The 16438-nt window shown below is 62.9% G+C and carries 14 protein-coding genes; 8 read left to right on the top strand and 6 right to left on the bottom strand.

The window, feature by feature from the left end; genetic code table 11:
* Positions 1-75 precede the first annotated feature (75 nt).
* The 4 genes from KY459_03880 to KY459_03895 all read left to right on the top strand — a co-directional run bounded on the left by KY459_03880 (position 76) and on the right by KY459_03895 (position 5735).
* Positions 76-1104, top strand: coding sequence for an iron ABC transporter substrate-binding protein (locus KY459_03880; GenBank protein ID MBW3563845.1), 1029 nt, complete (start codon positions 76-78; stop codon positions 1102-1104).
* On the top strand, positions 1104-2777 hold the full coding sequence (locus tag KY459_03885) for an iron ABC transporter permease (protein ID MBW3563846.1): 1674 nt from the start codon (positions 1104-1106) through the stop codon (positions 2775-2777). Before KY459_03880 ends, KY459_03885 begins: the two co-directional genes overlap by 1 nt.
* Positions 2774-3823, top strand: coding sequence for an ABC transporter ATP-binding protein (locus KY459_03890; GenBank protein MBW3563847.1), 1050 nt, complete (start codon positions 2774-2776; stop codon positions 3821-3823). The genes KY459_03885 and KY459_03890 overlap by 4 nt, the downstream gene beginning before the upstream one ends.
* Positions 3824-3992: 169 nt before the next feature.
* Positions 3993-5735 carry a hypothetical protein gene (locus KY459_03895; protein MBW3563848.1) on the top strand — a complete coding sequence of 581 codons (1743 nt, stop codon included), beginning with the start codon at positions 3993-3995 and terminating at the stop codon, positions 5733-5735.
* Positions 5736-5833: 98 nt separating this feature from the next.
* Here KY459_03895 and KY459_03900 read toward each other — a convergent pair whose 3' ends face one another.
* Entirely contained in the window at positions 5834-6013 is a 180-nt protein-coding gene (locus KY459_03900; GenBank protein ID MBW3563849.1) for a hypothetical protein, read from the bottom strand.
* 161 nt (positions 6014-6174) lie between these two features.
* On the opposite strand from KY459_03900, the gene KY459_03905 reads away from it, so the two are divergent.
* Positions 6175-6501, top strand: a complete 327-nt coding sequence (locus KY459_03905) for an antibiotic biosynthesis monooxygenase (protein ID MBW3563850.1) — start codon at positions 6175-6177, stop codon at positions 6499-6501.
* Positions 6502-6534: 33 nt separating this feature from the next.
* On the opposite strand, the gene KY459_03910 is transcribed toward KY459_03905, so the two are convergent.
* Together KY459_03910 and KY459_03915 are read right to left on the bottom strand one after the other, a co-directional pair.
* Positions 6535-7929: a hypothetical protein gene (locus tag KY459_03910; protein ID MBW3563851.1), complete on the bottom strand. Its 1395-nt coding sequence runs from the start codon at positions 7927-7929 to the stop codon at positions 6535-6537.
* A gap of 65 nt (positions 7930-7994) precedes the next feature.
* Positions 7995-9218 (bottom strand): RtcB family protein, encoded by a 1224-nt coding sequence (locus KY459_03915; GenBank protein MBW3563852.1) that lies wholly within the window; start codon positions 9216-9218, stop codon positions 7995-7997.
* A 92-nt stretch (positions 9219-9310) separates the two neighbouring features.
* Here KY459_03915 and KY459_03920 point away from each other — a divergent pair, with 92 nt between their 5' ends.
* The 3 genes from KY459_03920 to KY459_03930 all read left to right on the top strand — a co-directional run bounded on the left by KY459_03920 (position 9311) and on the right by KY459_03930 (position 12204).
* Complete coding sequence (locus KY459_03920) at positions 9311-10072, top strand: glycosyltransferase (GenBank protein ID MBW3563853.1); 762 nt, start codon at positions 9311-9313, stop codon at positions 10070-10072.
* Positions 10073-10202: 130 nt separating this feature from the next.
* Complete coding sequence (locus KY459_03925; protein MBW3563854.1) at positions 10203-11552, top strand: radical SAM protein; 1350 nt, start codon at positions 10203-10205, stop codon at positions 11550-11552.
* Positions 11553-11589: 37 nt separating this feature from the next.
* Positions 11590-12204 carry a hypothetical protein gene (locus tag KY459_03930; protein ID MBW3563855.1) on the top strand — a complete coding sequence of 205 codons (615 nt, stop codon included), beginning with the start codon at positions 11590-11592 and terminating at the stop codon, positions 12202-12204.
* Positions 12205-12322: 118 nt separating this feature from the next.
* On the opposite strand, the gene hslU is transcribed toward KY459_03930, so the two are convergent.
* From hslU to KY459_03945, 3 genes are all read right to left on the bottom strand, one after another.
* A complete protein-coding gene (hslU, locus tag KY459_03935; GenBank protein ID MBW3563856.1) occupies positions 12323-13717 on the bottom strand; it encodes an ATP-dependent protease ATPase subunit HslU in 1395 nt (464 codons plus the stop codon).
* Positions 13718-14260 (bottom strand): ATP-dependent protease subunit HslV, encoded by a 543-nt coding sequence (gene hslV / locus KY459_03940; GenBank protein ID MBW3563857.1) that lies wholly within the window; start codon positions 14258-14260, stop codon positions 13718-13720. It lies immediately after the preceding gene.
* Between the two features lie 124 nt (positions 14261-14384).
* Positions 14385-16376 carry an oligopeptide transporter, OPT family gene (locus KY459_03945; GenBank protein ID MBW3563858.1) on the bottom strand — a complete coding sequence of 664 codons (1992 nt, stop codon included), beginning with the start codon at positions 16374-16376 and terminating at the stop codon, positions 14385-14387.
* Positions 16377-16438: the final 62 nt, after the last annotated feature.

Genomic DNA, 16438 nt, shown 5'->3' on the forward strand with positions numbered 1-16438 from the left:
CACCAAGGCAGTCGAGGACGGCCGCCGCCCTGCTGATGGGCTGCGGCCGTTTGCCTTATGGAGGACATCCGAAAAATGAAACGAGCTCTTGCAACTCTTCTCGTCCTTCTGACCGTCGCTGCGTGCGGCGGCGAACGACCGGCAGGAACGGCGGTGGATTCGGGCGAGCCGGCGCAGTCCGAGCAGTCCATCACCGTCTACTCCGGGCGAAACGAAAAGCTCATCGCGCCACTGATTGAACGCTTTGAGCAGGAAAGCGGTCTGGACGTGCAGGTTCGATACGGCGACACCGCGGAACTGGCGGCGACTCTGATGGAAGAAGGAGACCGCACGCCGGCGAGTCTCTTCATTTCGCAGGACGCAGCGGCGCTCGGCGCTCTCTCGGATGCGGGGCTGCTTCTTCCGGTCCCCGCGGACCTTCTGGAGAGGGTCCCGAGTCGCTTTCGCTCTCCCGATGGTGACTGGATCGGACTTTCGGGTCGAGCGAGAAGCGTCGTTTACGACCCCGCGCGAATCAGCGTAGAGGATCTGCCGAAGAGCCTCGATGATCTGCGGGATCCACGATACCGGGGCCGTTTCGGTGTCGCTCCGAGCAACGGCTCGTTCCAGGCCCACATGGCGGTCTACGACGTGCTTCACGGACAGGAGCGCCTCGAAGAGCTTCTGGCCGGTATGGTCGCCAACGAGCCGCACCGCTATCCGAAGAACAGCACGATCGTCGAAGCGGTGATGCGCGGAGAGATCGACTTCGGCCTCGTCAACCACTATTACCTCTGGCAGGCGAAGAGCGAGGATCCCGCCGCTTCGGTCGAGAATTTCTTCATGCCCGAAGGAGAAGGCTCGAGCTTCGTGAACCTCGCGGGTGCGGGCATGCTGAAGAGAAGCGACGCAGCCGAGCGTCTGCTCCGGCATCTCCTCTCCGACGGGTCCCAGGAGTATTTTGCGACCGAGACGTTCGAGTACCCGCTGGTTGCGGGAGTCGAGCCGTCGGTCGAGCTTCTGCCGCTGGCGGAGATCCGCACACCCGATGTACCGATGGCCGAGGTCTCGAATCGGCTCGGTGAGACGCTGACTCTGATTCAGCGAAGCGGTCTGCTTCAATGATGGCGGCGGGCCGCAGCGAGACGGATGATCGCGCGGCCCGCCCGACTCTCGCGCGGAAGATCGCTTCGCCGTTCCGGGGGAGGCGGTATCCGCCCCTCGTCATCGTGGTGCCATCGATCGCCGCGGCCACGCTCGTCTCGGTTCCCCTGGTCTACGTCTTCGTCCGCGCGATCGCGCGCGGCTGGGGTGTCTACACTCGTGCCCTCTCCTCATACGACGGCGCCGGACTGCTTCTCCGGACGCTCCTTCTGGTGTTCGGGGTCGCAATTCTCTCGATCGCGATCTCGGTGCCGATGGCGTGGCTCGTGACGCGAACCGATCTTCCCGGCCGCCGGCTGTGGGCGTTGCTGGGGGCGGTTCCTCTCGTCTTCCCCTCCTACATCGCCGCGTTCACCCTGGTCGCAGTCCTCGGGCCGCGCGGATATCTGCAGGAGGCCGTCGCGCGATTCGGCGTCGAAGTTCTTCCCGAGCTCGCTTACGGCTACAGCGGAGCGCTGCTCGCGCTCGCACTCTTCAGCTATCCCTATCTCTACCTGCTGCTGATCGCTTCGTTCCGGGAGAGCGATGCCAGTCTCGAAGAAGCTTCGCGCATGCTCGGGTACGGCGCCTGGCCGACCTTCTTCCGGGTCGTGCTGCCGCAGGCGCGGCCTGCGCTGTATGGGGGGACGCTACTGATCATTCTCTATACGCTCTCCGACTTCGGGGCCGTTTCGATCGTTCGCTACAACACCTACACGCTGGCGATCTACAACGCCTACCGCGCGCTGTTCGATCGTTCGATTGCCGCCTCGCTCGCCACCGTACTAATCCTGCTGACGGTGATTTTCATCGTGATCGAGGTCGCTCTTCTTCGGAGGGTGAGGCCAGGCCCTGCGCGTCCCCGCCCCTCGCTTCGAACCGTGAGGCTCGGGAGGTGGAAAGCACCGTCACTCGTTTTTCTCGCAATCCTCTCGATTCTGACGGTCGGGATTCCGATCGGGACGATCCTCCACTGGGGATGGAGGGCAATCGCGTATGACCGCGGCGCGGGAGATGTGGTGCAACCGGCTCTGAACTCGGTCGGATCGGCTGGCATCGCCGCGATCGCTGCGGTTCTGCTCGCGATCGCTCCTGCGGTCTGGAGCAGCCGCTATCGCGGAAAGATCGGCGTCGCGATGGAGAAGCTCGCTGCAGCCGGCTTCGCGCTGCCCGGAATCGTGATCGCGCTGGCGCTGGTCGTTTTTTCGCTCAGCTTCATTCCGTGGATGTATCAGACGCTCACGCTTCTGATCGCCGCGTACGTCATCCGCTTTCTGCCGGAAGCGATCGCGGCCGCGCGTGCGGCGATCACGGCGATTCCACGAGAGCTCGAAGAGGTCGCGCGCATGCTCGGGCGGGGGACGCTTGGGACGATCTTCACGGTGACGATTCCGCTGATGCGCCGGGGAATTCTCGCCGGAGCGTCGCTGGTCTTTCTCACTGCGATGAAGGAGCTACCCGCCACGCTGATTCTCCGTCCGATCGGCTTCGAGACGCTGGCCACCCGGATCTGGACGACGGCGTCAGAAGGTTTCTACTCCGAGACCGCCGCTCCCGCTCTCGTCCTCGTCCTCGCGTCCGCTCTGCCGGTGTACTGGTTCGTGATCCGGCCGGTCCTCTCGGACGGTGTGGAGCGCGCGGGGAGCCGGCGATGAGCGTGACCGTCACCGACCTCGTCGTGAACTACGGCGACTTCACCGCTCTCGACCACGTATCGCTCGAGATCGAACCGAGAAAGCTGACGGCACTCCTCGGGCCGAGCGGATGCGGCAAGACGACGCTGCTGCGCGCCATCTCGGGACTCGAGCCGATCGCCGGCGGTTCAATCCGGATCGGGGATCGTCTCGTGTCGGGGGACGGTGTCGCAGTTCCCCCCGAGAAGCGAAACCTCGGTCTCGTGTTTCAGCAGGGGGCGCTCTTTCCCCACATGACCGTTTCGAAGAACGTCCTTTTCGGACTGCGCGGAATCGCTGACCGGGAGGCTCGTGCGGAAGAAGCGTTGCGGCTCGTTGAGATGTGGCATCTGCGCGACCGCCACCCGGATGAGCTTTCAGGCGGCGAGCAGCAGCGGGTTGCGCTCGCCCGGGCTCTCGCTCCTTCTCCCGAGGTGGTTCTCCTCGACGAGCCGTTTGCGAACCTCGATGCCGCCCTTCGAGGGAGTATCCGCGAGGAAGTGCGGTCGATCCTGACGAATGCTGGAGTCACCGCGGTCCTCGTCACGCACGATCAGGAGGAGGCGCTTTCGATCGCCGACCTCGTTGCCGTGATGAACCGCGGTCGAATTCTCCAGGTGGGACCGCCGTCACAGATCTACCGCGAACCCGCATCGAGGGAGGTCGCCGATTTCGTCGGAGACAATCAGACGGTCGCATGCAGCGTCGAGTCCGGCCGGGTGGAGTCTCCTCTCGGAAGGCTTCGCAGCGAGGCACCCACGGGGCGGGCGGTGCTTCTGGTTCGCCCCGAGGAGATCGAAGTGATGCCGAAGGAGAGCCGCGAAGGTGCGGTGGCGACGTTGATCGAGCGGCGATTCTTCGGTCACGACGTTCTCGACCGCGTCGAGCTCGAGGACGGAACCGTGCTCCAGGTTCGCCGGCATCCCGAGGATGCATGCACTCCCGGAGGCATGGTGAGGATCCGGCTGCGCGCCGGCGAGCTCACGCTCTTCGCGGCCGACGGTGCGATCTTCCGCGCGCACGTTTAGCCGAATCAGAGCGCTCCGCCGGTTCATCTGTTCACGCCGTTTCTTTTCCCCCTTTTCACGTCGGCTTCACCCGCGATCGATGCGCCTCACGGAATTCGAAGCTACAATTGAAGATGTGCTCCCCGACCATTAGAAGATCAACCGCAGAAGCGACTGGAGGCCTGGTTTCATGAAGAGATCAATGAGATTCGGACTGCTTGCCGTCATCACGATCGCATTCGCAGGAACTGCACTAGCCGGAGACGTGGGAGGGGAGGTCTTTTCCAGCCCGGGAACGATTACGCTCCGACTCGAGTGGGGATCGAACTTCGAGAACTCGAAGGAGATCGAGGAGACCGGAGACGGCCCCTACTCCTTCGGCGTGAACATCCGAAACAACACGAAATATCGAGTCATCGGAAAGTCGGCGCCCGCGGGATGGGCCTGCCGGGGGAAGCAGACGGATCAGTATCTGAGCAGCTCAGCGGCAACCAACACGCACGTCTACTGCGGATCGTCGGCATCGGAAGGTGTGCGTGTGGCGTCATGGAACCTCGAGTGGTACGACTCGAGCGATCCGGTGGAAAAGAAGCAGGCGCTCGCCGATCTCATCAATCAGTACAACTTCGACGTTCTGATTGCGAACGAAGTGCTCGACGAGGCATCGTGGGATGACTTCATTCAGAATCATCTGGGCAATTCCACGCAGTGGGACTACCGCATTTCACAGGCGGGCTGCTCGCTGCGACAGGTCACAATGTGGAACAAGAACAAGGTCACGTTCGAATCGGGCTACGACCTGAATTGTGCGACCTCCAACTGCATCATCGACGAGAACAGCGCTACATGGGACGACTGTGGAGGCCGCCGCCCCTACGTTGCGACGTTCTCGATCAACAGTACAGGCGTCACTTTCACGACCGCGACGATTCACTTCAAAGCGTTGACGACCACGAGCGACTGCCAGCTCCGGAAGGATCAGGTCGATTCTTTCGTCACATGGGCCGACTGGGCCGGACTCGGATCCCAGAACTTCGTCGCGCTCGGGGATTTCAACGACACACTGCCGGGCAACGGGAACTGCAGCTCGATCGATACGCTCACCTCCATGGAAGCTCACTCGAAGTTCACGTTCGTGACCGCCCAGCCCGATTACTTCTACTCGTACATGATGGGCAACGGACTCGTCACCTACGACACGAAGAGCTTTCAGGAAACGATCGACCATCTCTGGGTTTCCACCGGTCTGTTCGATCTGCTCGAGACGAGCGTCGATACCTATGGCAACCGGGCGAATGCCGTTCAGGCCAACATGTACTTTTCCGCCTGGGATGAGCCCGACCACAATCCCCCGTACATGGTGATCTCAACGGGTTCGGGCGGCGGTGGCGGGGATTCCGACACGACGGCGCCAACGACGGCGATCACCTCGCCCGCCGACGGCTCCACGGTGTCCGGTACGACTCTGGTCGCGGCCGACGCTACGGACGATGTCGGTGTGACGAAGGTCGAGTTCTATCTTGATGGAGCGCTCGCAGCCTCCGACACGAGTGCGCCTTACGAGTGGAGCTGGGACACGACCAGCGCCGCAAACGGATCCCATTCATTGAGCTCGAAGGCTTACGACTCGGCTGGGAACGTCGGTTCGTCAGCGACCGTGAACGTCACCGTGGACAACTCCACCAGCTCCGAGGGGATCACCTTGTCGGTCACGGGTTACAAGGTCAGAGGCCTTCAGAAGGCGGATCTGACGTGGGATGGCGCGACTTCCACCAGCGTCGACGTTCTTCGCAACGGTTCCCTGCTGACCACTACGGAAAACGATGGCTTCTTCACCGACCACATCGATCAGAACGGTAGCGGCACGTACACGTACCAGGTTTGCGAGGCTGGGACATCGACCTGCTCACCGGAGGCGACGGTCGTTTTCTGACCTCCAGACGCACTGAAACAATGGAACGGGGGCTCCCGGCGATCGGGGGCTCCCGACTCCGGCATCGCTGATCGCCTGAGACGTCCGGGGCTCGGGTTTCAGAGCCCTCGCATCCTGACCGCCAGAAGGAGCAACCCGAATCCGATGATCCAGGACCATTGAACGATCTCTCCATCGATTCCCACGAGACCGAATGTGCCGAGAAGCGCGACGATATAGAGCACCAGGCAAATGACCCAGGTGATGTGCTTCGGAGCCTTGCCGCTCAATCGTGCCATGACGACCTCCTCGCGGTTTGATTCACTCGAGATTTCGCAGTGATTCTCGCAGCGACCAGATTCCGCTCGCTCACCCGAAGTGCACCCGTCGTGCCCGGCGAGGCGAGCGAGGCTTCCAAATCGGCTGCTATGCTTGCTGCGACGCAACGGAGGGTGACGCAATGAAGTATCTGTTCGAGGTTCGCATGCGCCCCGGATTCGCCGCGGAACAATACGCGGAGGCATGGGTACGCGCGAGCGAGATCATTCAACGAGCCCCCGGAGCGCGCGGTACCCGGTTACATCGGAAAATCGGAGAGCCAGGTGTCCTGATCGCAATCGCGGAGTGGGACTCGAAACGCGACCGCGATGCCGCGGTCGGTCTTGATCCGCGGGCCGATGAGATCATCGCATCTGCCGCGAAATACTGTGACGTCACGATCATCGGCGAATTCGACGAGCCGGAGTGGGTGGTACTTCCTCCTGAACGTCAAGATGCTGATGTCTGAGGTTCCCCGATAACTCGGCAAATCTCTCTGTCTTCATTCGGCATTGCGGACCCGGAAAAATAAGAGGTAGCTCATCGGACTGCTTCCATAGAAATGCTCGAGCTCGCTGGGGAACGCATAGGCAGTCGCGTTGAAGCCGGCTCCGTACACGACGGCCGGCGACGAATACACGTCACGAACATAACCGAGAGTCAGCGCAGTAATCCGGAACAGATCCTCTTCCAGATCCGCGTGATGACCTCCTTCTTCCGCTTCCAGAAGATCGTGGCTCGCGCGATCGACGATCTCGAGCCTGCCGGTGAGATGGTTCCGCGGCCCGACGCGAACGAGCGATTCGAGCGTAAACGCATCGAGGGTGCTTCCCTCCTCGGGATCGTTCCGACCCCAGATGAATCCGTGTGCCATCTCGCCGAACGAAGTAGGCCGGTGGTAGAGAACGGACGCAGTCGTTCGCTGCAGGTCTCCGGGGGCGTGAGCTTCGGGGTCTTCGAGGTGACCGGTGGAGATCTGCGCGCTCCAGTGAGGCGAAGGGGTAAAACCGATCCTGACGGACCACGAGTCGATCCGGCCCGTGTCGAGATCCCACCGTTCTTCGTCCGGCTCTTCCCCGTGGAAGCCGCTCATCTCGAGCCGCGCGATTCCGGAAGAAATGCCGAGCGTCAGAACGGATCCGGCAATGTGGGTCGAGTCCTGAAGGTGGTGCGCGAGCGTCGCCTGCGGAATTTCCATGGCGGAAACGCGATGGGGGAACGCAACCGGGCCGAGAGCGGGATCGCCGTGCACCGCCGCGTAGACGTTGCCGATCACGCCGGGCCACAACTCCTGCGCGTACTCAGCTGCGAGCTCCATGAAGAAGTCATGCGGATGCTGTCCGTCCACGATCGGCTCTCCATCCGCGAGCTCTCCCGTCTGAAACAGCTCCGGATAATACTCGTCGGAAATGGTCGCAGGCTCGAGGCTGAGCATCCCGCGAATGGCGAAGTGGCCTCCACCGAGCGGACGATCGGCCATCACCATGAGCCAGTTCGTAGAAAAGATTTCGTCTTCTCCCCGGGGACCGGTCTGCACGACACCGTTCACAAATACCTGCCCGTGATGCATCAGGTTCCATCCGCCGATCTGCCCGTGGTCGCCGTGCATCCCGGACGAAGCCGGGTTTACGCTGGTGCCGGAAGCCTGCTGCATCAGGAGCTTCCGGATGGGATCTGTCGGGCCATGATCATGCACACCGTGCTCTTGCGCAGGAGGGGAGAGGTGCTGGATGACATCTTCCGCTTCCCCGGGCTCCGCCTGCTTCCCGGTTGGGCCCTCCTTTTCCTCGGGAGGAGCATGGTGCTGGTGCAGCGGCGCGACGGTCTCTCCGGTCGCTCGCTGGGCCAATATCGAAACCGCCACCAGCAGAGCGAAAAAGAAAAGACGATTCATCATGATGGGCGATCCAGCAAGAGCCAGGCCCTCCGCAACATCTCTAAAAGGAAGCACTCAAATCGCTCCTATCCTTTGACGCAGACGACCTGACGGAGAGTGTGCGCCACCTCGACGAGGTCCTTCTGCGCGGCCATCACGGCATCGATCGACTTGTAGGCCATCGGAGTCTCATCGATGACTCCGATGTCCTTGCGGCATTCGACTCCTGCCGTTGCACGCGCGTGATCCTCCACCGAGAACCTCTTTCGCGCCTCGGTTCGCGACATCGCGCGACCGGCGCCGTGCGAGCAGCTCCGGAAACTCTCCGGATTTCCTTTGCCACGAACAATGTAGGAGCGTGCTCCCATGCTTCCCGGGATGATCCCGAGCTCCCCTTCGCCGGCGCGCACCGCTCCCTTGCGCGTGACGAGCACATCTTCACCGTAATGGTTCTCGATCGCGACGTAGTTATGGTGGCAGTTCACCGCCTCGAGGTCGATCTCGAACGGCGGGAGCTCTCCGGTGCCGCGGATCGCCTCGATCGTCGCAGCCATCATCAGACGCCGGTTGGTCGCCGCGAAATCCTGCGCCCAATGGACCGCCTCCACGTAATCGTCGAAATGCTCGCTTCCCTCGGACAGATACGCGAGGTCCCGGTCGGGAAGATTCTGCTGCTGCCGTTCCGCTTCCTTCTTAGCGAGGCTGATGAAGTAACTGCCGATCCGGTTCCCGACGCCGCGCGAGCCGCTGTGAAGCATGATCCAGACGTAATCGCTTTCGTCGAGACAGACCTCGATGAAGTGGTTGCCGGAGCCGAGCGTCCCGAGCTGATTGAAGTCGTTCCCTCTCCCGACCTTCGGATGCTTCTCGCTGATCGCACGGTAGCGCGGCTCGAGGTTTGCCCACGACTCCACTGCCGGCGCCGGCGGCCTGTGCCAGGCGCCGCGATCGTTCTTCCCACCGCGGTGGGTGCGGCCGTGGGGAACGGCCCGCTCGATCGCCGAGCGGATCGAACGGAGGTTGTCCGGTAGATCGGAGGCGGTGAGCGACGTGCGCATCGCCATCATTCCGCATCCGATGTCGACGCCGACTGCGGCCGGGATGATCGCCTTCTTCGTCGCGATCACGCTTCCGACGGTCGCTCCGATCCCGAAGTGGACGTCGGGCATCGCCGCGATCCAGCGGTAGATGAACGGCATCCGGGAGAGATTCAGAAGCTGTTGCTTCGCTTCGTCCTCGACCGGCACGCCCCTCGTCCATGCCTTGACCGGGACACCACCACCCTCCTGCAGAATCTCGTAGCTCGGCATTCGTTCTCCTCCCCGTCGGGATATGCAACCCACGGCCCGATCCGGACGAAACGGCCTCGACTCGCCGGGTCGAAACACGAATAATTGCGCGCGTGACTCATCCAGGGAAAGCGCGGTTCGACGTGATCATCTCCGCCCGGAACGAGGCGCCGACCATCGCGGGACCGGTCCAGGCGGCGCTTTCGACCCCTGGCGTCGGGCGTGTCATCGTCGTCGACGACGGCTCCACGGATGGAACCGGCGAGATCGCCCGCCTTGCGGGAGCCGAAGTCATTCGTCGCGACGGCGCCGGGAGCAAGGCGCTCGCGATGCGCGAGGGGGTCGGGGCATCGAGCGCCGACGTGATCCTCTTCTTCGACGGCGACATCATTGCGACCGCTCCCGAACATCTCGAGGGGATCGCGGCACCGGTCCTCGACGGAACCGCCCCGCTGTCGATCGGAGTGGTCAGCTACGGAGGGATTCTCGACCCACTCCTTCTCCGCCTTCCGCCGATCTCAGGGCTGCGCGCGATGAAGCGCTGGGTCTTCGAGGACGTACCTCCGGAGAAGCTCCGCGGCTTTCAGATCGAGATCATGATCAACGAGGTGATCGCGCGGAGGCGGCTTCCCTTCGCGGTCCGTACGCTGCGCGGCTGCTGCCATCGAACCAAACGCGACAAGCTCGGCCTCGTTCGCGGCTGGTCTTCGCAGCTCGCCATGGTCGGCGAGCTTCTCGGCTGTCTGAAAGTGGTCCCCCTCTGGACATACGGCTCGTTCCTCGGAAACCTCCATGTCCTGTCTCCCGTCGTCACCGCAGCTTCCGCGGCTTCTGATGTGGGGGTCCCGGCGCCGACCGGGGAGCAGCCGGGTTGAACGGGGGCCGCTTCAACCGCGGCTCAGCGAGACCGTCTGCCCTTTCAACCCTCCAGACCTTCACGGCGAGCCAAAGGTAGTCTAGGATGACTCACTCCGGCAGCCGAGTCGTCCGGAAGAGGAGAACGCAATGAGCTTCGCCACGGCATGGTCGCTGTTCGTCGATCCGGTAACCGCTGAAAAGAGAAGATTGCTCGACGAGCGCTGGCAGAACCTTCCGCCCGCCGTGAAGGTCGCGACGCAGGGACTCGGCCAGAAGGCAACCGGCTGCGGCGCGACAATCGGCACTCAGCCAAAGTGTGACTTTGCATGCACCGGCTGTTACCTCGGTACCGAAGCCAACAGGATTCCCGCGCTGCCGGTCGAAGAAGTCCTCGCTCAGATAGACCGGATTCGCGCGTGGCTCGGACCGAAAAGCAACCTTCAGCTTACCGACGGGGAGATCACGTTGCGGCCTGCGGACGAGCTCGTCCGTATCCTTTCGCACGCGCGTAAGGTGGGCGCCATCCCGATGGTCATGACGCACGGCGACAACTTCCGCCGCAATCCCGGGCTTCTGGAGCGGCTGATGACGGAGGGGGGGCTGACCGAGGTCTCGATTCACGTCGACATCACACAGCGTGGGCGCGATGGCTATCGCTCCCCCAAATCCGAGGTCGAGCTGATGCCGCTGCGCGACGAGCTCGCCGATCTCGTGCGGAACGCCCGGAAGACCACGGGGCTCCGCTTGCGCGCGGCGACGACGATGACGATCACTTCGCAGAATGTCGGCCAGGTCTCCGACGTCTGCCGCTGGCTGATCCGGAACCGGGACGCGTTCAGCCTGATCAGCTTTCAGCCGCTCGCGCAGGTGGGGCGCACCCGTTCCCATCTCGAAGGAGTCTCTTCTGATCAACTCTGGGCGGAAGTGGGGAAGGCAACCGCGGAGTTTGGAACGCCGATCGGAAACGCGCCGCTCCACTTCGGTCACCCCGACTGCACGCGCTTCATTCCGATGATCGCCCTCGAGGATTCGAAGGGATTGAAGCTGGTCGAGCTGATCCGCGATCACGAGAAGGATCTCGAGATCATGAAGGAGTACACGGACACCGGGCTGCTCGGCGTGGCGTTCCGGGACGACCGCCCCGAGGAGATGGTCGGTCGTGCGCTCGGCATGATGCGACAGGCGGGACGATTCATCTTCGGACGTGGCCGTCGCTGGGTGAACGAGAAACTGAAGGAATCGATGGGGACGTCGTTTGCGCCGGTCCTCGCCCGCGGCCTTCTGCGCCAGCTCCGCGTCGACTCGGTCACCTTCACGAGCCACCACTTCATGGACGCTTCGCAGCTCGAGACCGAGCGTGGAAAGGAACGGCTGGAGGCGTGCGTCTTTCGCGTTCCGATCGACGACGAGATGGTTCCGATGTGCCGGGTCAACGCGGGCGGCGTGCGGGAGAAGTTCTACGAAGAGATCACGGCGAAAGCTCACGTCCACGCGTAGGCAAAGGCTCGCGGTCGTCGGGCTGCTGACGGGCGCCGTGGCGCTCGCTTTCTGCATCTCCTGCAGCTCGGCCGAAGATTCGAAGATTGCCGTCGATCGCTCGCGTCGCGAGATTCGATTTCCGGCGATCGTTCAGATCGATGCGTTCAGCCGGTCGATGTTCCAGCCGGGCCATCATTCGGTCGTCTCGAAGTACGGCGTCTCTCGCTTCGGCGCGCTGTTGCTGGCCGAGGTGAGCGACCTCGAGGTTCGACGCGCGCTCGAGTCGCTCGGGGCGGAACCCGGTGACAATCTCGTTCCGGAGAGTTGGACCAAGCGGAACGACCCGGCCGCCACCGCGCCGGACATTCGGGTCGAGGGATCTCGCGTCGAGGTTTTCGTCGAGGCCGGCGGGAAGCGGTACCGGCTCGACGAGTTGATCCGCTCGACGCCCGAGTCCGATCTCGACCTTCGGTACGGCGGCAACGAGGCCTGGCGCTCACGATTCCGGAGCGGCTGCATCGTCTGCAACTACTCCTGTCCCGGCGGCGCGGTCGGGAATCACACGCTGACGATTCGCGACGAGGCGACCGAGCGCGTGGTTTTCAGGCTCGCGAACGATTTTCCACTCGCGGATGGCGACCGGGTCCGGGTCGTTCTGCGTCTCGAGTAGTCGCTCGGTGCGCATCGCATAAAAGCGCTGGGGCGCGTCCCTCGCCCCGCCTTTCCTGATCCCTGATCCCTGATCCCTGATCCCTGATCCCTAATCCCTAATCACTAATCCCTAATCCCTACAAAATATAGCGACTCAGATCGTCGTCGCGGACGATGTCGCCGACGTGATCGCGGACGTAGTCAGCGTCGATCGCCACCGTCTCGCCGGGACGTTCGCTCGCTTCGAAGCTCAGCGTATCAAGCACCCGCTCCATCACGGTCTGCAGCCGCCGCGCTCCGATGTTCTCGGTTCTATCGTTGACGGTGACGGCGATCTTCGCGATCTCCGCAACGGCGTCGTCCGTGAACACGACCGTGAGCCCCTCCGTGGAAAGCAATGCTTCGTACTGCCGTGTCAGCGCCGCGCGGGGCTCGCGGAGAATGCGGACGAAATCAGCCTCCGTCAGCGCATCGAGCTCGACGCGAATCGGAAAGCGACCCTGGAGCTCCGGGATCAGATCCGAGGGTTTCGAAACGTGGAATGCACCGGCGGCAATGAAGAGAACGTGGTCGGTACGGACGATCCCGTACTTCGTGTTGACCGCCGTCCCCTCGACGATCGGGAGAAGGTCCCGCTGCACTCCTTCTCTCGAGACGTCCGGCCCCTGCTTCGATTCTCTCCCCGCGACCTTGTCGATCTCGTCGAGGAAGACGATGCCGCTCTGTTCGACGCGGTTGACGGCTTCCCTGGCGAGCGAAGACTGGTCGATCAGCTTCGCCGCCTCCTCCTCGATCAGGATCTCCCGCGCATCGCCGACGCGCATCTTTTGCTTCTTTGTCTTGCCGCCGAAGAGGCCGGGAAGCATGTCCTTCATGTTGACGCCCATCTCCTCGACGCCCTGATTCGTGAAGATCTCGAACGAGGGAAAGCCCTGATCCCGGACATCCACCTCGATCTCACGGTCTTCGAGACGTCCCTGGTCGAGCCAGATTCCCATCTTTTCGCGGGTCTCGGTGCGGTCGGTCTCTTCGTTCTGCGGCTGAAAGGCGGGAGCGGGCCGCGAGCGGCCCGGAAGCAGAAGATCGAGCAGACGCTCTCTGGCCGCCTTCTCCGCCTGGGCGCGCACCTGTTTCGCGCGTTCCTCGCGGACCATCGCGACGCCCAGCTCGGTGAGGTCGCGGACGATCGACTCGACATCCCGCCCGACGTAACCGACCTCGGTGAACTTGGAGGCTTCGACTTTCAGGAACGGCGAGCTCGTCAGCCGTGCGAGCCGTCTCGCGATCTCGGTCTTTCCGACGCCGGTCGGTCCGATCATGATGATGTTCTTCGGCGAGATCTCTTCACGGAGCTCCGCGCCGAGCTGCTGGCGCCGCCAGCGGTTGCGGAGCGCAATCGCGACCGCGCGCTTCGCGGCGTTCTGCCCGACGATGTAACGGTCGAGCTCCGCGACGACCCGCTTCGGTGTCAGATCGTGCTCGACCTCCGACTTCTCGCCCGCTCCGACCGACCCAGGAAGAATGATCGCCATTCAGAGCACCTCGACCGTGATGTTGTCGTTCGTGTAGATACAGATCGTCGAGGCGATCTCGAGCGCTTTTCGGACGATCTCCTCGGCGCTCATCTCCGTGTGCGCGAGCAGAGCCATCGCCGCGGAATGCGCATACGGGCCTCCCGAACCGATCGAGAGAATGCCATTCTCGTCCGGCTGGATGAGATCACCGGTCCCGGAGACGAGATACGACCGCTCGGCATTCGCGACGATCAGATAGGCCTGAAGCTGGCGGAGGTACTTGTCGAGCCTCCAGTCCTTCGCAAGCTCGACGACCGAACGCTCGATGTTCCCTCCGTACTCTTCGAGCTTCGCCTCGAAGCGTGAAAACAGGGCGAATGCGTCGGCGGCGGAGCCAGCGAAACCGGCGAGGACTTCTCCGCGGTAGAGCCTCCGCACTTTGGAGGCCCCTCGCTTCATGACGGTGTTGCCGACGGTCACCTGGCCATCGCCGGCCATCGCGATTTTTCCATCGCGACGCACGCTGACGACGGTCGTCGCGTGAATGATCTGCTCAGACATCAATTGCCCGTTCCGAAATCTGTTCTCGAGTCACCAGTGGGCCTAACCGATCGGCCGGGCAAGCTAATCCTGAGCGCAGAAGTCGCTCATCGCTCGTCACTCACCTCTCGCCCCTCGTCTTCGTCTATCTCAAATCACGTCCAGGTTTCGACGCCACCCTGTAGAGACCGAACATCACGATTGCGAGAAGAATCAGACCGATCGTTCTTACCGGAGTTTCGACCAGCCGCAGAACGTCCGGATTCTCCGTCGCCGCAATCGGGATCGCGAGCGCGATTCCCAGAAGCGCCTCACCGGTGATGAGCCCGGCCGCGAAGAGAAGTCCGTTCCGTTCGCCAGTCGTTCTCGCATCGGTCAGCGGGGCCTCCAGCTCGCCATCCGCCTGATCCTGCACTTTTCCATAAGCGCGGCCGGCGATCCATGCAATCAGACCTCCCAGCAGGATCGGCGTCATCAGCTCGAGCGGCAGATAGATCCCGACGGCGAACGCGAGCACCGGGAACTTCCAGGCGCTTCCACGCTTCTCCAGGATCACGTCGATGATGATCACGACCACGGCGATTACCATTCCGGCGATCACCATGTCCCACGGAAGGCCTCCGAAGAAAACACCCTGCGCCACCGACGCCATCAGGGTCGCCTGCGGCGCCTGGAGGGCGTTGGGGCGATCTGCGGTTTGTGGACCGAAGCCGTACCCGTCGAGGAGGAGGTTGAGGATGGGCGCCATCGCGAGCGCAGCAGCAACCACGCCGATCATCTGCATGATCTGCTGCTTGTAGGGCGTGGCACCGAGAAGGTAGCCCGCCTTCAGATCCTGCATGTTGTCTCCGCCGATCGCTGCCGCGCAGCAGACGACCGCACCGATGAAGATGGCCGCCGCAGCGCCCTGCGCATTGCCACTCCCCATCATCAGGAGAAGAAGGAGCGAGGAGACGAGAATCGTCGAGATTGTGATTCCAGAGATCGGATTGTTCGATGATCCGACGAGTCCGGCCATGTACGCCGCGACGGCCGAGAAGAGGAAGCCGGCGACGAGCATCAGGCCGGCCATCACCGCCGCGATCGCGGCGTTATCGATGAAATGATGGAAGACGTAGAAAAGCGGGATCGCGCTGACGATGAGCCCGATGCCGACCCACTGAATCGGCGTGTCGCGATCGGTGCGATCGACCGCATCTCCGCCGCGCGCACTCCGGTAGGCACGGACGCTCGACCTGATGCCTTCGACCAGGCTCTTCGAGAGCCGGATCAGAGCCCACAAACCGCCGACGAGCATCGCGCCGACACCGAGGTAGCGCGTCTGCGTGGACCAGAGCGTCCCCGCGACCTCGACCGCGGATCCCGCAACCGGCCCCGCTCCCGTCGCCACGAGATACGGAATGACGATGAACCAGTTGATTGCGCTCCCGAGAAAGAGAACGACCGCAATGTTCAGACCGACGATGTAACCGACGCCCACGAGAGCGGGCGAGACATTGGTTCCGATGTACGCGATCGTGTTTCCCACGTATCGCGCGTACTCGACCGAGCCGGTCCAGAGACGGAAGCCGGTGTCGCCCAGCTTGAAGATTGCGCCGATGATGCCACCGCTGATGATCTGGCCGATGCCCGAGCCACCACCCTGGCCCACCTTGAGAACTTCGGCGGTGGCCACACCTTCGGGAAACTGAAGCGGGTTCTCGACGATCATCGCCCGCCGCAGCGGGATCGTGAACATCACGCCGATCACCCCGCCGAGCCCGGTGACGATCGCAGTCTCGACATAGTCGAACCGCCCCCAGATCTGCATCATGATCAGCGCGGGCATCGTGAAGATCGCGCCGGCTGCCAGACTCTCACCCGCCGATGCGGACGTCTGTACGATGTTGTTCTCGAGAATGTTCGACTGCCGGAAGAGCCGCAGGACCGCCATCGAGATGACCGCCGCCGGAATCGACGCGGAGACCGTCATTCCGACGAGCAACCCGAGATACGCGTTCGCCGCCGAGAGGATGACCGACAGAACGACCCCGAGCACGATCGCCTTGACCGTGATCTCCGGAAGGATCGTCGAGGCCGGTATGTAGGGCCCGGATCCTCTCGGAGTCGGGGTCACGCTGGACGAAGGGTTTTCCATCGGCACACCTCCCGTAAAATCGCGCAATCATACCCCACCCGCGGGCGCCGGCCAGGCAGGAC

The organism is Acidobacteriota bacterium, from assembly GCA_019347945.1.
Lineage (GTDB): Bacteria > Acidobacteriota > Thermoanaerobaculia > Gp7-AA8 > JAHWKK01 > JAHWKK01.